The 15,472-nt window shown below is 61.0% G+C and carries 12 protein-coding genes; 6 read left to right on the top strand and 6 right to left on the bottom strand.

Going from position 1 to position 15,472, the window contains the following annotated elements:
- Both JJE47_16655 and JJE47_16660 read left to right on the top strand, forming a co-directional pair.
- On the top strand, positions 1–183 hold a 183-nt coding region (locus JJE47_16655; protein MBK5269053.1), incomplete at its 5' end, for a glycosyltransferase family 4 protein.
- 72 nt (positions 184–255) lie between these two features.
- A complete protein-coding gene (locus tag JJE47_16660; protein MBK5269054.1) occupies positions 256–1,173 on the top strand; it encodes a hypothetical protein in 918 nt (305 codons plus the stop codon).
- On the opposite strand, the gene JJE47_16665 is transcribed toward JJE47_16660, so the two are convergent.
- The 4 genes from JJE47_16665 to JJE47_16680 all read right to left on the bottom strand — a co-directional run bounded on the left by JJE47_16665 (position 1,160) and on the right by JJE47_16680 (position 6,491).
- A complete protein-coding gene (locus tag JJE47_16665; protein ID MBK5269055.1) occupies positions 1,160–2,632 on the bottom strand; it encodes a glycoside hydrolase family 130 protein in 1,473 nt (490 codons plus the stop codon). The two genes, JJE47_16660 and JJE47_16665, sit on opposite strands and share 14 nt — an antisense overlap.
- A 91-nt stretch (positions 2,633–2,723) precedes the next feature.
- Positions 2,724–3,689, bottom strand: coding sequence for a glycosyltransferase (locus JJE47_16670; protein ID MBK5269056.1), 966 nt, complete (start codon positions 3,687–3,689; stop codon positions 2,724–2,726).
- Between the two features lie 97 nt (positions 3,690–3,786).
- Positions 3,787–4,992, bottom strand: coding sequence for a glycosyltransferase (locus JJE47_16675; protein ID MBK5269057.1), 1,206 nt, complete (start codon positions 4,990–4,992; stop codon positions 3,787–3,789).
- A gap of 674 nt (positions 4,993–5,666) precedes the next feature.
- Positions 5,667–6,491 carry a hypothetical protein gene (locus JJE47_16680; protein MBK5269058.1) on the bottom strand — a complete coding sequence of 275 codons (825 nt, stop codon included), beginning with the start codon at positions 6,489–6,491 and terminating at the stop codon, positions 5,667–5,669.
- Between the two features lie 347 nt (positions 6,492–6,838).
- On the opposite strand from JJE47_16680, the gene JJE47_16685 reads away from it, so the two are divergent.
- Positions 6,839–7,123 (top strand): hypothetical protein, encoded by a 285-nt coding sequence (locus JJE47_16685; GenBank protein ID MBK5269059.1) that lies wholly within the window; start codon positions 6,839–6,841, stop codon positions 7,121–7,123.
- Between the two features lie 235 nt (positions 7,124–7,358).
- The gene (locus JJE47_16690; GenBank protein MBK5269060.1) at positions 7,359–9,704 is read left to right on the top strand and encodes an APC family permease; all 2,346 of its coding nucleotides are present in this window, start codon (positions 7,359–7,361) and stop codon (positions 9,702–9,704) included.
- Between the two features lie 207 nt (positions 9,705–9,911).
- Here the strand turns inward: JJE47_16690 and JJE47_16695 are convergent, their stop codons facing one another.
- Entirely contained in the window at positions 9,912–10,106 is a 195-nt protein-coding gene (locus JJE47_16695; GenBank protein ID MBK5269061.1) for a hypothetical protein, read from the bottom strand.
- An 88-nt stretch (positions 10,107–10,194) separates the two neighbouring features.
- Between JJE47_16695 and JJE47_16700 the strand changes: the two genes are divergently transcribed.
- Positions 10,195–12,729: a sensor histidine kinase KdpD gene (locus tag JJE47_16700; GenBank protein ID MBK5269062.1), complete on the top strand. Its 2,535-nt coding sequence runs from the start codon at positions 10,195–10,197 to the stop codon at positions 12,727–12,729.
- Positions 12,722–13,435, top strand: coding sequence for a response regulator (locus JJE47_16705; protein ID MBK5269063.1), 714 nt, complete (start codon positions 12,722–12,724; stop codon positions 13,433–13,435). Before JJE47_16700 ends, JJE47_16705 begins: the two co-directional genes overlap by 8 nt.
- A gap of 137 nt (positions 13,436–13,572) precedes the next feature.
- Here the strand turns inward: JJE47_16705 and JJE47_16710 are convergent.
- The coding region (locus JJE47_16710; GenBank protein ID MBK5269064.1) for a WD40 repeat domain-containing protein at positions 13,573–15,472 on the bottom strand (1,900 nt) is incomplete at its 5' end.

The raw sequence follows: 15,472 nt of genomic DNA on the forward strand, positions 1-15,472 counted from the left end.
AGCTCGGTTGATGACGCTGTCGCCGCGGTGCGCGCCGCCGAACGGATTGACCGGGCGGCGGTTCGAAGATCGGTCGAGCAACGTTTCGATGTGAACCGGATGGTCGACGAGTACCTTGAGGTCTATCGCCGAGTCGTGGAACATCACCGGGTAGAGCGGGACGGAGCAACGGATGCCCCATGACTCCCGGTCGCCGGGTGAGGGCGAGCGCTTTCGGCTAGGTATTAACTAAACTATTGGCCCACTCGTACCGCAATGGGCTGGTGGACCGATTTTGATGCCGCAGAGGTCGTGTCTGACTTTGACCGGATCGCGGGTGCCGGCTTTGACTCGGCAAGGGTTTTCCTGACCTGGGAGGATTTCCAGGAAGCGCTGCTAGCAGAAGAAGCAGCTGCCGCACTTGCTAGCCATGCGAGCCTGTGGGCCTGGGACCTCGGTAACGAGAATTCGAACTGCGTGATACCGCCGAGTCGATCGTCTGCGGGGGATTGGTTGAAGCGAGTAACCGCTTCGATCCGCACGGCCGACCCGTCGGCTCTCGTCACGATCGGCCTGCATATGGAAGACCTCGAAGAGGACCGTAGGCTTGGTCCGACCGAAGCCGCCGAGGAATGCGATTTCCTCACCATGCATGGCTATCCCATCTACGCCCGCTGGTCAAAGGGTCCCACAGATGAGCACCTGCTTTCATTCCTCGCTCAGGTAACCCGGTGGCTGGGAAATGGCCAAAGCGTCCTGTTCTCAGAGTTCGGCTTGCCCACCTACCGTCAAGCCGATCCGGTTGGGCAAAGCATGACAGATACCAGCTCTTTTGTGCTTGTTGAGGAGCAGCGCGCAGCCAGGTACACAGAACGAGCTCTGTCGGCTCTTCGCGGAGCGGGATGCCTTGGTGCCATGCTGTGGTGCTACACGGACTACGAACCGACGATCTGGCACAAACCACCCCTCGACCTTGCGACCCATGAACGCTCGTTCGGAGTGTGGCGAGCAGACAATTCGGCTAAGCCCTCCGTAAACGTGGTGAAGGGGTTTTCAGGCGCTGACAGGGTCCCTGTACCTCGCGGTTACGCCTGGATCGACATCAAAGCGGAGGAGTTCTGGACGGACTCCACGAATCACATCTCGCGCCTGTACGGTCGTTATCGAGAATACGAAGGACTCACTTCGGAGTGAGGCGAGACAGAAGATCGTCGACAGGGACGGTGGCGATGCCAGCTCCAACATCGGAAAAACCGTAGGGAAGCACGAGCAGGTTGCCGTGGATCATGCTGCCGCACGAATACACGACGTTGGGAACGTATCCGTCGCGCTCATCGCCGGTGGCGGTCAAGAGCGGTTCCTTCAAGTGACCGATAACCCGACAAGGGTCATCAATGTCGAGGAGTATTGCTCCGATCGTGTACTGGCGCATAGGCCCAACGCCATGGGTGATCACCAGCCAGCCGGCCTCGGTTTCGAGCGGTGAGCCACAGTTGCCGATCTGCATGAGCTCCCAAGGCCGCTCGGGGATCTGGATTCTCTGGGTGTCCGCCCAGAAGTGCACGTCCGTTGAAAGCATCAGGAAGTTGTTTTCGTTGTCCTGGCGTGCGAGGGCAGCATACTGGCCGCCGATCTTACGCGGGAAGAGCGCAATCCCCTTGTTCTTTGCGCCGCTCCCGCTGAGGGTGGCGATTCGAAAAGAAAGAAAGTCCGTGGTCTCGATGAGCTGCGGGAGGATCCGAACACCATCGTACGCGGTGTATGTGGCGAAATAGACAACAGTTCCGTCATCGTTGACGAAACGAACAAACCGGGCGTCCTCCATTCCGTGGCTCTCGGTCGGTCCGCTCGGAAAGATCGTTCGCTCCGAGATGTTGGTTTCGGCAGTAAAGGTGCTCACATAGTTCGAGGAGGCCAGCCAGTGGACAGTTTTGGTCGTCTGGAACGCGATCGTGCGATCTACCCCATACTCGTCCAGGTCGAGGATCGCCGTTTCGAGTTGTCCGAATGTGAAGTGAGATGGCAGAAGGTCGAGGCACCACTGGCTGATCTCATTGAGTGCCCCGAGCTCTTCAAGCTTGGTGGCGAAGTGATCCTTGTCATAGATCGGAGACTGACGGCTGCCGGTCCTAGCGTATCGGCTGGGCCGTTCGATCGTGATCTCGCCGTGAGCGTCGAGCACGCCCAGCCGAAACTCGATCGACGAGATGTGCCCCTCACCGACGGCCCGTAGGCTCATTATGAATCGTTGTTCGTCGGGATTGAGTCCCGACTGATCGGGGGCTGGGACGATCGATGGATTGCTGAGGGCAGCCGCCTCGATCGAGTACTCGTGGGTGAAATAGGCGCCGATGAGGTGTCGACGCTCGAGGGAAATCAACTCAGGCTTCTCAAGGTGGTGAGCCACGACGGCGAAGCTGTGTTCAAAAATGGCGATCAGGTCCTTGTGGCGGGGTCCGAATTCGTCTCGCGTGGTCCTCAGAGTCGCGGTTACGTCCGCTCCCGACATGGCCAGGATGCGCTCCACCACGACTCTGACGCGTGACTGTCCGTCTGGAAAGACCTGCTCACCGGGCAAAAATGGTTTTGTGATCACGCGATGAGGGTCCCGCACGAAACGCACCGGACTTCTGGTGACGGGGATTTGGTTCATTCTGGTCGCATGCTCGAGTCATCAGGAGGGTTCGTTCTCTATCCGAACGCGCACTACAGCGTAGGCGTCCGCAGGCCTCAGGTAGTGGACCTCAGACTCCAACTCGTTCCGCTTGTTGAAGCACACCGAGAGCAGCCAGGGTCGACTCCGCCCCCTGGTTCAAGTTGACGTAATCGGGGCCAAGTCCATCTGCACACCCCCCGGTTCGCGGGTCGTAGAGAGCCGCACCGATGTCGTTGGCGCCAACAAACCAGCGAGCCGCCTGCTCCACACGGTACTTCCACCGACTGTCGCCCGTCAGTGACCATGCCCTACTGCATGCGTCGGCCATGGCAGCCGCCTCTACTGGCTGTTGATCAAACCCCGGCCGAGGTTCGCCAACTGTCCACCCACCCACCGGTGTGAAACTAAAATGGTCTTGGATCGTTTCGGCAGCTACCAACCAGTCAAGCAAGCGGAGTCCGGCATCGATAAGGTCGTCGCGAGCCAGCAATGCTCCAGCGGCCAAGAGGGCTTCGGGTATACGAGCGTTGTCGTACGTGAGCCGATCTTCTGGCCATGGCCAGCCGACATCATTTTGTACGACCAGGTGGCCGACGCATTGCTCCAAAACGTACCCGGCGTGTCGATGGCCGGGGGAAGCGAGCAGCACCTCACTCAATCCCAGCACCGCAAAAGCGTTCGGGCGCAAATGTGGCGAATGAAAACCAGGGAGCCTGTCAAAGACGTCCAGTCCCACTTGACGCATCGATGCGTCGGGGCTGGTGCGAGCGACCGTTCCCAACGCCCACAGTGCGCGTCCTTGGGAGTCGTCCGATCCCTTTTTGTCCACCCATTCGCCATCAGAACTGCGCCGGTTGTGAAAGCCGCCACCAGACAGTTGAGCATCCCGAAGGAAGGCAAGATAGACAGTTGCCATCTCGATGAGTTGGGGGGACGGATTCGGCTGGCGGCTCACAACGATTAGCGCTCGGGCGTTGTCGTCGGTGCAGTAGCCATGTTCCTGGCGGGGGGCATTGTGGAGCGCGTGCTCCCAGAGGCCGCGATGATCGGTCATCCGTTGCAGATGTTCGAACCGAGGGCTGGGCAGAGGATCATCGAGGGCGGCCGAAGGGTCCAAGCGGACAGTGTTTTCTTTCACCTGGAGCTTGCCCTCAACCCACCATGACCGGTGCATTCAAAGCCTTTTGCGACTCCGAAACCTTCAAAAGAGTGGAGATGTATTGTTGTCGGGCGAAGAGCTCTGCTGCCAGTTGATCGTATCGGTTTGCGACGGCCGGCCAGAACACCTCCGATCTGATCTGCCTTGCTTGCTTCGCCATACGTGCCGCCAAAGGGGCATCGGTCAATACGTTCCTGAGCGCGGCTGTCAGGGCGTTGGGATCGTCGTGGGGAACTACGATCCCTGCACCGCCGCGTAGCAGCTCAACAGCGTGGGGAAAGGCCGTCGCGACCACCGGTTTCCCGGCTGCGAGAGCCTCGACCAAAACCCCTGATGTCACCTGCTCGGTGGAGTCGTAAGGAAGCACAACGAGATCAGCCTTCCGGATCGCGACTGCCAGCGCGCCCGTGTCGAGGTAGCGATCATCAAATTCGACCATGTCAACGAGTCCGAGATCGTGGACCCGTGCGCTGAGGCTTTCGCGGTACGCATTGCCGTGCTGAGCCTGAACTTTGGGATGCGTTTTGCCCAGTATCACGTAGCGAGGAAGGGGACGAAGGTCTGCGAGGCCCGCGAAAGCGTCGATCGCCATCTCCAAGCCCTTGCCAGGTCCGATAAGTCCCCACGTGAGTACGACCGGCCGAGTTCCAGCCGCCAGCGACGGGCCGCCAAGGTTGGTCCGTGCCCCATGAGGAACAACTCGAACCTTGTCGGGGTCGACTTGGTATCCGTCGACGAGTCGCCGATAGGCGGTCTCGCTCATCACGATTGTCTCATCCGCCAGGGCTGCGACGGCCTCCAGAATCGATCGCTGGCTTCTGGTGGGGCGGCTAAGCACCGTGTGTAGCGTGGCTATTGCGGGGACTTCGAGGCCAGAAAGCAGATCAATGACCTCGTGACCGTCGGGTCCGCCGTAGATCCCGTATTCGTGTTGGACAAACACCGTGTCGAAAGAGTTGAGCACGTTGATCGCGCCTAGAAGAGAGGCATGGTTGCCGTTGACATGTTCGTAGACGACTTCGGCTGGCGATGCGCTGGGTCGGCTGTCCACCAAGCTGACCACGCCAAGGCCGGTCTCGGAACCGCGTTCGGAGGCGATAGCCTCCCGCAGGGCCAGCGTAAATGTTGCCAACCCGCAGAACGTAGGCGGATAACTACTCAGAAATGTGATCGTGGGGAGTTTCGTGTTTCGTGCCATGGCCAAAGCCTCTCAAGTGCTCACGCAACGGTTGTTGGCTGGTCTTAGCTTGGCATTCACCGCGGGCCACTGGATGACCACGCCGGGAGAGTGAAGCCCAGGGCCAGTCTCCGTGCACTCTCACCATACATGAGCCTCGCGCCTACCGACCGTCGAGACTTAACTCTGCCCACAGGATGTGCGCTCTCGTTCATGCAAAGGGCGACAAATTTCGAAAACGAAGCGGATCAGCCGGGGATGTGTCGGTCGGGGGAGATGACCCGGCCAGTGGTTCGGCGGAGCAACGCTTCGCTTCCAAACGTAGCGCAGAGGACGAGAGCATTCCAATCGCGCGCCCATCGCGCGAGAGGATGCGATGGGAGGGGAATCAACGCGACATGACGAGAAACGAAAACAGCCTCTGATCAGGTATTTCGCGCAATTCCCCAGGTCATCGAATTGCTCATAACCCGAAGGTCGCAGGTTCAAATCCTGCCCCCGCTACGAAAAGCCCCGGGCAGCGGATTGCTGGTCGGGGCTTCTACCGTTGCTTCTACCGTTGCTTCTACCGGATCTTCTACCGGCCGTTTGCGTTCCTCGCTGCTGGTGCGATGAGCTGTTCAAATACGCGTGCCGCGTCGGCTTGCATGCCGGGTAGGACGTGTTGGGCCGACCCCGATCCCCACCACCTTCTGTTATGTTTTCTGCCATGCCTGCCATGCGGTGAGCACATCGATGGTGGTTGGGTCGAGGTCGATGGCTCGCCGTGCGTTGCGGGTCTTGCCTCGTGAGGTGTGTATCTCGTAGGCAACCGCGACGAGTCCGCGACTGACCGACAGGCTGCCGGCGGTCAGGTCGATGTCGTCCCATCGCAGGCCGAGCAGTTCACTGCGACGCAGGCCGGTTGTCGAGGCCAGCCAGAAGGCCGGGAACAGCCGGTGACCGGCCGCGGACCGTAGAAACGCCTGCAATTGTGGGGCGTTCCACGCTTTCTGTTCGGTCTTCGGTATTGATCTCAGCTTTGGTGCGTGAGCGACGAGTGCCACGTTACGGTTGGCGATGCCCCGTGCCATTGCGTCGTTGAGGGCGCCTCTGATGATGAGGTGCACTTCGAGGACCGTCTTGGGTGCCAGCGGTCGGTGTCCGTCGGTTGGGTGGAGCATTGCCTCATAGAGTGCTTCGAGATGGTTGGCTCGTAGCCGACGGATCGGGATCCGACCGATCACCGGCAGGATATGCCGATCGATTTTGCGCCGGTATCCGTCCCAGGTGCTCTGAGCCAGGGTGATCTTTTTGCCGGGAAGCCACCGGGTGGTCAGGTAGGCGCCGAAGGTGAGCGAACGTGCCTGGTCGTTACGTCCGTTGACGTCGGTGGCGAGACGGGCCGCCAACCGTTCGGCCTCCTTGCGGTCGGGTCCGGCGGGATACCAGCGGCGGCGCTGCTTGCCGGTGACCGGGTCCAGTCCTTCGTAGATGACCGCATACCAGCGGTCGCCCTTGCAAGCTACATAGCCTTTCATGATCCTGTCCTTTCTGGGTTCCGAGTTTCGGAGACCCGGTAGAAGGATCGGTAGAACGGGTGGATTGTGTTACCCGAGCCGAGATCACTCAGGAGCCAACATGTCGCCAGTAGAGCGAACGCCGATGCCTACCCGTACACGCTTCTGGTCTGACCTCGCTCCATCCTTTCCCGGACCCGAGCAGTCACCCATCCCGGGGCGGTTCAACATCCTGCACGATTGTCGGATTGTCGAGATGTGTGTGTACGAGGAGAGCCGTCAGGATCCCACTCGCAACCGGGCCGAACGCGTCAAGTTTGCGTCAGGGCTCTGGTGCGCTCCGCTCTGGTGCGCTATTCCTATGAGTAATGACTAGACATGCGAGTCATTCGCCAAATCTGGAGATCCTCAAGATTGCGGTGCCGTTGCTTGGCATTGCAGCTGCTGGGGGCGTGCTTGGACATCCGTCGGTAGCGTTCGTCGTATCTGGGATGGTCGTTGTGTGGGTGGCCGTGCTTTTCGGATTGTCGCTTGTCGAGAGACTTGCTGTGGAGCGCGATCCGGGCCGTGAACTGCTTTGGGATCTACTGCTCACTGCTGTGATTTTGCTCGCTCTGGTGGGGGTTGGTCTGATGACTGCGCCACTGACATGACACTGTGCTGGCCCGCCTGGCCGTCAAGATCCAGAGGTGAGGCGTTAACAAGGCGTTAGGGCCGGAGGGGGAGGGCCGCCAATGCGGTATTACTGTGGTGCGCCGTCACTGGGCGGCGCATGCTGTTTGTGAGGCGACCGGTGAAGTCGACATGGTAAAGGGACGACCCGGAACGGGTTTCAAGCGGCGTCTGTTCGGTAGGCCGTTCGCCAGTCACGAGGATGAGCATCAGCTGTTGCCGAAGCGTTTGGCGCTTCCGGTATTCGCCTCCGACCCGCTCTCTTCGGTGGCGTACGCAACCGAAGAGGCGATGCTGGTTCTCTCGTTGGCGGGGGCGGCGGCTTTCAGTTGGCTGACGCCGCTTTCTCTTGGCATCGCGACGCTGCTTCTGATCGTGATTGTCTCGTATCGGCAGACGATCAAAGCCTATCCCGAAGGTGGCGGTGCATTCATCGTCGCCAACGACAACCTGGGGATACGAACCGGCGCTGTGGCTGCGGCTGCTCTTCTCATCGATTATGTTTTGACGGTGTCGGTGTCGGTGGCGGCTGGTGTTGCTGCGATCACGTCTGCGGCCCCTTGGCTGCAGCCATACCGGGTGGTGACGGCGCTCGGGTTTGTGGTCCTGTTGACCGTTGCCAACCTGCGCGGTGTGAGGGAGGCTTCGACGTTGTTCGCTCTTCCGACCTATTTGTTCGTGTTAACCGTGGGGATCATGCTCGTCGTGGGATTCGCGGAGTGTTTGAACGGCCAGTGCCCTTCAGCGATTTCTTCTGGTGTCGAGCTGGAGACACAGGTGTCCGCGGTCGGGCTCTTCCTCGTGCTGCGCGCGTTCGCTTCCGGGTCGACGGCCCTCACCGGGGTCGAAGCAATCGCCAATGGCGTACAGGCGTTCCGCGAACCCAAGTCGCGTAACGCGGTAGCAACGCTCGGAGTAATGGGTGGCATCTCGATCTCAATGTTCTTGGGTATCTCCACACTGGCCCGATGGTTTGATGTCCGCATCTCGGAGGGCACCATCAACACCTACGGCACGGTCATGTCCCAGATTGGGCGCGCCGTGTTCAATGGAGGGGTCGGCTTCTACGCTTTGCAGGTGTTCACTGCTGCCATCTTGGTGCTGGCTGCGAACACCGCCTACCAGGACTTCCCTCGCTTGTCGGCCATCCTTTCCCGCCACAAATTGACACCACGCCAATTCCTTAACCGCGGTGACCGGCTGGTCTTCTCCAATGGGATCATCACTCTGGCATTGCTAGCGTCGGCGTTGCTCTTGATTTTCGGTGCCGACGTCAGTCGCCTCATCCAACTGTACGTCGTCGGTGTGTTTACCGCCTTTACTCTCAGCCAGACGGGGATGGTCAGACACTGGTTGCGCACCAGGGAGCCAGGATGGCGGCGATCCGTCGTGATCAATTCGGTCGGAGCGGTAACCACCGGCGTCGTGCTGGTGGTGGTCGCATCGGTTAAGTTCGTCCATGGGGCCTGGATCGTCATCCTCCTCGTCCCGATCCTGGTAGCTCTGATGCTGTCGATCAGGCGCCACTATCTCGGGGTGGCCGCCCAACTCCGCCAGGTCACGAAGGAAGCCACGGCAAAGCCGGCGCGGGTGATCGTCCTTGTGGCTCATCACGACGACGCCACTGAACGATCGCTGCGTTACGCCGAGTTGCTCGCAGCCGAGTCGCTGACGTGTGTCCATGCCGTAGGCCCAGGCTCAGATGACCTCCTCTACACCTGGGATCCGGCACATCTCGAACACCCTTTGGAGGTGTTGGCGGGAGAGAGCGAACCGATCTCCCGACGGGTCGTCGACCGTATCCGCCAAGAGCGCGATACCCACCCGGGAGCACTCGTTACGGTGATCCTCGCCGACCGTGTCCGGTCACGGTCGATCCTTGCTTTTTTCGTCCACCGCCATAGCCTCGCCATCAAGTCGCGACTGCTCTTCGAGCCCGGTGTCGTCGTGACCGACCTCAACGTAGTTCGAAGGTTCCGACAAAGCCGGCGAAGCCAGGTGCCCATCTCTCATGTCGAGCAGGTGGTGCTGATATCGGATATGACCAGACCGATCCGCGAAGCGCTCACCTACGCCGAGAGCCTCGGATTCCCAGTCATCGCAGTACACATCGACGTCGACCCGAGACAAAGCCAGCGTCTCGAATCCGAGTGGGAGGCCGCCGGATACCAATTCCCGCTGGAGATTCTCGCCAGCCCCTATCGGAGCATCGTCGACCCGCTGGTCCGATATCTGCGGGATAGACGTCGGGCCGCGGCACCAGGCACGTTAATCTGCGTGGTGATCCCCGAGTTCGTGGTACCTGGTCGCATCGCCCAACTGCTCCACAACCAGACCGGGCTCGCCATCAAGGTAGCCCTCGCCGGTGAGCACGGCATCGCTGTCACCTCGGTTCCTTATCACCTCCGCACCATCGGCGATCATGCTTCGCCTTCGGACCGGTCGTCAGTCAATACCCCCGTGGCCGTCGAGTCGGCGAAGCTGTCGACGGGGCCGCAGATTCCCCAGCTTGGTGGTGGCGATCCCTGTGAAGAACACCAGCAGGGCATGACAGAGTTGTGAGGGTCGTCGCTCACAAGCTGGAGCTAGGACCCGGTGGAAAAGGAGTCGACGGAGATGGCGGCGACGATGGCCAGGTGATTGCCCGTCTGCGAGCTGTTCGAGATCCTGTATGTTGTCGTCGCTCAGTCGAACAACACCCTCTGGTACAACACCGTCTGGTAGGCGCCGCGATTCGGCCAGCGATGCTTGTGGGGCGATTCTTCGGCGTTATCCCGTGTCCGGCATCGCCGTCAATCGCCACATTTCGGTGGCTAACGCCAAAGCTGGAGGTATCACGTGGGGCGCAGTAATGGGCCGCGATTCGATGAGGTCCTTGTCCTGATCGACACGCAGCAAATCGGCGGTCGGAGTATCGGGTTCCGCGGGAAACCCGGTCAACGTCGGGTTGCTCTGTCCTTGCATCGAAAGCCGACAGTGATCATCCCAACCATCCGGAACCCGGACGGTCCTCCTCAGATGCCAAACGCCTTGTGGTAGGTAACCTGACATGGTGAGTCTAGGAAAGCTGAAGGTCTTCCTCGGAGCCGTTCCCGGTGTCGGGAAGACCTATGCCATGTTGGAGGAAGGTCACCGTCTACAGACGGAGGGCCGCGATGTTGTCATCGGCTATGTCGAATCGTACGGCCGCGCCGAGACCGCTGCTCTGATCGGCGGCCTCGAGGTCGTCCCCAGATGCTCCATGTCTAACCGTGGATCCACCTTCGAGGAAATGGACCTGGACGCTGTCCTGGCGCGCCGTCCCGAGGTCGTGCTCGTCGACGAGTTCGCCCACACAAATATTCTCGGATCGCGAAATACCAAGAGGTGGCAGGACGTCGACGAGATCCTCGACGCCGGCATCGATGTCCTGTCGACGGTTAACATCCAGCACCTCGAGTCACTCAACGACGTGATCCACGAGATCACTGACGTCATCCAGCGTGAGACCATCCCAGACGACGTGGTGAGTAGGGCGGAGGAGATCGAGTTGGTCGACCTGACTCAAGAAGGAGTTCGTGAGCGGCTCGCTGCGGGGAAGATCTATCCGGCCGAGCGCATCGACGCCGCGCTCGCCAACTACTTCCGCCCCGGGAACCTAGGAGCCTTGCGGGAACTGGCGTTGTCCTGGACTGCCGATCGGGTCGACGAAGCCGTGGCGGATTACCGAGCAATGCACGGCATCGACCAACCCTGGGAGACCAAGGAGCGCGTGGTCGTCGCCCTGGTCGGTGCGGCAGGGAGCGAAGACGTCCTGCGGCGCGCAGCCCGGCTCGCGATGCGGTCCGGGGCCGATCTCGTCGGTGTCTATGTGCGCACCTCGGATGGCCTCGCTGACCAGTCCAACAAGGTGCTGGCCGGGCTAATCGAGCTTCTCCAACAACTCGGTGGTCGCTACCACGAGTTGGTTGGAGACGACATAGGGACGGTGCTGGTGGCCTTTGCCCGCGACGAGAACGCAACCCAGATCGTTCTCGGCGCCTCCCGCAGATCCCGACTTGACGAACTGCGACGCCGCTCACCGGTCACCAAAGTGATCCGCAACGCCGAAAACATCGACGTCCATGTCATCTCCTACGAAGGAGACCGCAAGCCCCGGCCCCGCCGCCGTCGCTCCGAGCCGATCAGTGGTCGACGACGACTCACATCGTGGGTCATCGTCCTGTTTGGTTTGCCCGCCCTGACGGCGATCCTTCTCCCATACCGTGCCAGACTCGCACTCCACAACGTCCTGCTCCTCTACCTCCTCGCCGCGGTCGTGGGGGCTGGGACTGGCGGCGCTCTCCCCGCCGGGGTTGCCGCCGTAGCCAGTTTCCTACTCGCCAACTGGTTCTTCACGACACCGGTGCAAACGTGGAGCATCGGCAATCCAGACGACCTGTTCTCGCTTGTCATATTCCTCGTCATCTCGCTCGCTGTCGGACTCCTGGTCGGGTACTCGAGCCGTCGCAGCGTTGAGGCGAGAACGGCCCGTACACAGGCTGAGGCTCTTGCCGCAACCACCACCCGCGGACACCCCGTGTTCGCCTCTGACCAGGCCGCTCTGCTCCGCAGGGTGAAAGACATCCTCTCGCTCGAATCCGTGAGCTTGATCCGGCGAACCAATACCGGGTGGGAGCTCCTTCTCGCGGAGGGGCAACGTGAATTGCATGCCCCCGAAGAGGGTAGTGAAACAGTCGAGGTTACCGACACCATCGCTCTCGTTATCGACGGAGGCAGGCTTACCACCGACGACCGAACCGTCCTCCGCGCCTTCGCCTCCCAAATAGTCCAGGCGTTAGAACGCGCCGACCTGGAACGCGAAGCCCGATCTGCCGAATCGATGGCGGAGACGGATCGTCTCCGAACCGCCCTACTGAGCGTTGTGTCACACGACCTCCGAACCCCACTGGCGACGATCAAGGCATCCCTCACGAGTCTGGTCGAGACCGGGGTGGACTGGAGTCCTGAACAGATTCGGGGGTTTCTCAATGTAGCCCTCGAAGAGACCGAACGGCTTAACCGCCTCGTCGGCCGCCTTCTCGATGCCAGCCGAATCCAGGTCGGAGCGGTCAACGCCTTTTTCCGGCCGGTGGGGCTAGTCGAGGTTATTGCGGCTGCACTCTCCGGTCTTCGAAAGGACGCAGACCGCGTTACCGTCGACATCTCAGAGTCGCTGCCCGATGTCCAAACCGACCCTGACCTTCTCGAACGAGTCGTCGCCAACCTCGTGGAGAATGCTCTCGCATGGTCACCAGCGGGCCAAATGGTGCGAATCAGCGCAGGCGAGGTGGCTGGGCGCGTCGACCTGCGGGTCAGCGACCGAGGACCCGGAATCCCTGCCGACCTACACGAGACCGTGTTCATGCCCTTTCAACGGTTCGGCGACTCGCCCAATCGAGGCGGGGTCGGACTTGGGCTGGCCGTTGCTCGCGGGTTGCTAGAAGCGATGGGAAACGAGCTCGTGATCGAAGACACGCCCGGTGGAGGCACGACGATGGTGATTGGACTCAAAATTGGCGGGAATATCGAGACGCCACCGGTAGTGGAGACTGGTGCCCATGGCTGAACCGTCCCGTATCCTGGTCGTCGACGATGAACCCCAGATCGTTCGGGCGCTCGGCATCAACCTTAGGGCCCTGGGATACAAGGTCGACACTGCCGCGACCGGGGAAGAGGCTCTTCGCAGGGCATCCGACCATCGACCAGACGCGGTGATACTCGATCTTGGCCTACCGGGCATCGAGGGGATCGATGTCATCCGCGGACTACGGGGATGGACCCACATTCCCATCATCGTGCTGTCGGTCCGCGATGCAGAACAGGAGAAGATCGCAGCTCTCGACGCAGGGGCAGATGACTACGTGACCAAACCATTTGGCATGGGCGAACTGTTGGCACGACTTCGGGCAGCCCTCCGCAGAGAAGCTGAGACGGACGATGACCAACCCGCCATCGTTACCAACGAATTCACGATTGACCTAGTCTCAAAACGAGTCACCGGACCAGAAGGAGATGAGATCCGGCTTACCCCCACAGAGTGGGGCATCGTAGAGATCCTCGTCCGTCACCATGGGAAGCTGGTCACCCAGGCTCAACTGCTCAAAGAGGTGTGGGGACCTCAATATGGCGAGGAGAGCAACTACCTGAGGGTGTTCATGGCCCAGATCCGTCGGAAGCTCGAACCCCACCCTGCCACACCCCGCTACTTCATCACCGAACCCGGGATAGGATACCGGTTCGAGATGCCCACCTCCACCGAACCCATCGCCTGAACGCAACAGGCACGGTCGGTGTGAGCCACGCTTCAAGCAGACCGCCCTACCGGCGACGAGATGTGTCATCATTCCGATCGGTCGACCCCTCGCAGAAGTGTGTCCCCTGTCAGTTCACATGTAGAAAGAGATCGCCGTCACCCTCGCGCTGGCTCCGGCTCGTATATGGAGCAATCGTCGACGATGTTGAATTGCTGGCACTCTTCGACCGTGAAGTCCCTGGTCGTTCGTGCCCGGGCCAGTTTCGCGAGTTCCTCTGGGTCGAGCAGCGCTCGAACGAGTACTCCGTCATGGTCCGGGTAGTACAGCACGGTGCCGTCAGGCGACATGGCGACGAATGCGAACGTGGTGGCTTGGGTCGGGATGTTCATCCACTGATCTTCGGTGGCGAGCGACCATACGCGAATGCTGTCCTCGTTGTGGGTCGTGACTCCGAATGAGCCGCTCGCCATCGCCGTGCGGGTTGGTCCGCCCTCGACTAGCGGATTGATGACGACAACTTCGTCCTTGGGTGCCCCGGCCACGATCGCCTCGACATTGAGCACGTAGCCGCCCTCGTACCCGCTACCGAGTGACAAATACCGGCCGTCGGCGGAGAACCGTGGCCGCCAGGTCTTGCCGATGTAGGGGGCTGCGACGATATCGCCAGTCGAGACGGATCGGAAGACCGGCCCTGAGTCGTTGTTGTCGACGAAGAGGCCGTCCGCCGGCGAACCAGGCGGTCCGAACTCCGGGTCGCCGTCTCGGGTCCATGACGAGATCGTCGCTCCGTTCCGTAGGTCGATGAGCGAGGTGGTCTTACCACCGCACGCGCTAAAGAACACCGCGTGTGTGCCCTCGTCGTTGATGGCGGCGGGGGCTAGGCAATCTCGTCGGAAGATCACTTCGTTGGTTCCGAGCCGCTCGATCCAGGCGACGCCGTCCGAGTCGACGCCGCCAGCCCATTCACCAGAGCGCGAAACCGCAACCTCGATCGATGACGGCGAACTCTGTGCGATGAGCGCTCCGGTCCTTGTGGCGTATCTCCGGGCAACGGACGTGTCGCCTGACCTTTCGATCGTCGCGACATACCGGCCGTCCGATGACATCAGCGGAATCAGCCAGTCGAGTCCGACGGTCTCGATGTTGGCGAGCGCTGGTGGTCCGCCTGGTGTCAAATCCCAAATCACCACTTCGCCGGAACTGACCAGTGCGGCCAGCATGGTTTCGTCGGGTGAGAAGGAGACCGACGGCACCCCGCCGTCGTGGCCCCGCAGCTCTAGGTGGGTGGCTCCATCTGCCGAAGCGACGACGACCGTGGAGTTGGCGCCAGAGAGGGCGACCAGACTGCCACTGGCCGAGAATGTTCCGTGGTCGAGCCCGGTGAGCGGAACTTTTCGCTCCGCCACGACATCTCCCGGTGCCCAGAACTGCCCCGATGTCGGGGTTGCGACCAGGAGCTTATCTGTGTTCGGTACCGACGTCACCGCTCGAATGGCGCCGACCGGGAGGGGCCTTGTCTCTATCGCGTGACCGGTGGCAAGTTTGTACGTAGTGATGCTTTTCGGCTCCACAGCGTCGCCGTTCGCCCGTATGATCGTCGTCCCGTCGGCGCCGAACGCGCTCGGGCCGCCCGCGAACCCGGTGGCGTCTTGGAGCAAGACCGGCTGGCCTTCGGGTTCGGTGCGATCCCACACCGGCACCGAACGCTCGCCGACGGCAGTGACGTAGCGGTCATCGGGGCTGAACTGGGGGAAGGCAAAACAGGAATCCTCCTCTAACTCGTCGACCACGGCTCCCGTCTCAAGTTCGAAAATCCGCACGTCTACCCCCGTTCGGCACCTCAGCACGTCGCCGGACGACACGGCCAGAAGCGTGCCATCGTGGCTGAGCGTCGCACCATTTGGCGCGTCGATGACGTCGAGGCGTCCGACCTCCTCGAAGGTTCGAGGGTCGTAGATGATGAGCTCCGAGGATCCGCCGCCGACGTCAACAATCAGGCGGTCAACCGCGGGATCGAACAACAATACGGGATCGCCCCACGGACGAAGAGCCATA

It is taken from the genome of Acidimicrobiia bacterium, from assembly GCA_016650365.1.
In the GTDB taxonomy this organism is placed as follows: domain Bacteria; phylum Actinomycetota; class Acidimicrobiia; order Spongiisociales; family JAENVV01; genus JAENVV01.